This is a genomic window from Streptomyces sp. C (genome assembly GCF_000158895.1).
In the GTDB taxonomy this organism is placed as follows: Bacteria; Actinomycetota; Actinomycetes; order Streptomycetales; family Streptomycetaceae; genus Streptomyces; species Streptomyces racemochromogenes.
The window spans coordinates 7,188,279-7,190,266 of sequence record NZ_GG657750.1; the positions used below are offsets into that span (position 1 = coordinate 7,188,279).

The following is a 1,988-nucleotide window of genomic DNA, read 5'->3' on the forward strand; positions in this document are numbered from 1 at the left end:
GTACGCCGTGTGGGCGGCCGTCCTCGCCACCGGCGGAGGGGACCTCGCGGCCCAGACGGCCTGGGCGGACTTCGCCGCCCGCCACCCCGGCTCCGCCTACGACCTCGCCTGGCACGGCGGGCTGCACACCGCCGCCTACAGCCTCGTGTCCCCCTACGCCATGGCCCTCTTCGGCGTGGTCCCCGTGACCGTGGCGGCCGGCCTGACCGCCACCTGGCTCGCCGCGCTGCTGTGCGTACGCAGCGGCGTCCGGGCGCCCCAGCGGCCCGCGCTGGCCGCGGCCCTCGCCCTGTGGTGCCAAACGGCCTCCGGGCGCACGACCTTCGTCCTGGGCGTGGCGTTCGGCCTCGCGGCCCTGTCGGCCGCCCCGCCCCGGGGGGCCGGCGCCCGGGAGCCCGGAGCCCGCGGCGGGCGACTCGCCGTCACCGCGCTCTGCGCGGCCCTCTCCGCCATGGCCAGCCCGGTCGCGGGCCTCTTCCTCGCCCTGACCGGGCACGGCGCTGCCGCCCGCACCCCGGAGCCGGGCCGCCGGGGCCGCCGCCCTGCTCCTACCGCCCTGCGCCGTCCTCGCCCTGACGGCCCGCCTCTTCCCCTTCCACGGCGAGCAGCCCATGCCCCCGGAGCGGATCTGGCCCCCGCTGCTGACGGCGCTGGCCGTCCTCGCGGCGGCGCCCCCCGCCTGGCGGTGGGTCAGGCGCGCCGCCGGCCTGTACGCGGCCGCCGTCCTGCTCACCTACGCCGTCCCCTCCCCGATGGGCACCAACGTCGAGCGGCTCGCCGGCCTCGCCGCCCCCGCCCTCCTGCTCGCCGCCGCCGCGACGGCGACCGGCCGCGTACGCCGCGCCGCGGCCGCCGCCGGGCTCGCCCTCTGCCTGCTCTGGGTGGGCGGCAACACGGCCGCCCACCTGGGCGACACCGTCCGGGTCCCCGCCTGGGCCGCCGAGACGGACGGGTCCTCGCCGAACTCGGCCGCCTCGGCGCCGACCGCACGCGGGTGGAGGCGGTCATGGCGCGCAGCCACCGCGAGGCCGCCGTCCTCACCCCCTACGTCACCCTGGCGCGCGGCTGGAACCGGCAGGCGGACGTGGAACGCGGCCGCCTCTTCTACGGGGACGGCGGTCTCACCCCCGCCGCCTACCGCGCCTGGCTCGACCGGTGGGCCGTGGGCCTCGTCGTCGTCCACGACGGCCCGCCCGACGCCGCCTCCGAGGCCGAACGCGCCCTCGTCGCCGACCGGCCCGCCTACCTGGAGCCGGTGTGGCAGGACCGGAACTGGCGGATCTACCGCGTCCGGGACGCCGTCCCGCTCGTCGACCCGCCGGCCCGGGTACGGAGCTCCGACGCGGCCGCGATCACCGTCCGGGTGCCCCGCCCCGGCACGGTGACCGTGCGGATCGTCGACTCGCCCTGGCTGACGGCGGACGCCGGATGCCTCGAACCGATGCGGGGCACCCGCGGCGACGGCTTCGTCCGGCTGACCGTACGGCGGCCGGGCGACGTCACCATCGGCTCCGCCTACTTCTCCGAAGGCCGCCGATGCGCACCCTGAGGGCGATGCCCGCCCGCCTCGCCCTGCTCTGCGTACGCCGCCACCTCCTCGTCCTGCTGCTGAGGCTGCTGCTCCTCGCCGCCGGAGCGGCCGCCGCCGGACCCGTCATCGACGGCCTGGACCGGCGCCCAAGAAAGAGTGGCCGCGCACGAGTCGGTGCGGGGCAACCGGATGCTGGACGGCGTCCGCGCGTACGGGGGGCAGATCGACGCCGTGGTCTCCGGCGCGCCGGTGACCGACCCCGTCCTGACGCGGGAACTGGCCGCCGTGCGCCGGGACCTGGCCGCCGTCCCCGGCGTACACGGCGTCACCCCCCTCACCGAAGCGGCGTACGCCGCCGACCGCAGGGCCGTCCTGCTCGCCGTACGGCTGGACCGGACCCTGGCCGGGGAGGACCGGCTGCGACTGCGAGCGGGCCGTGGAAGCCCGGCTGCGCGCC

General features: G+C 78.7%; 2 protein-coding genes. Both read left to right on the forward strand.

What is annotated here, in order from left to right; genetic code table 11:
• The coding region (locus SSNG_RS40490; RefSeq protein WP_206731351.1) for a hypothetical protein at positions 1-1,549 on the forward strand (1,549 nt) is incomplete at its 5' end.
• 138 nt (positions 1,550-1,687) lie between these two features.
• Positions 1,688-1,988 (forward strand): hypothetical protein (locus SSNG_RS42585; protein ID WP_042802490.1); only part of this gene is annotated, 301 nt, incomplete at its 3' end.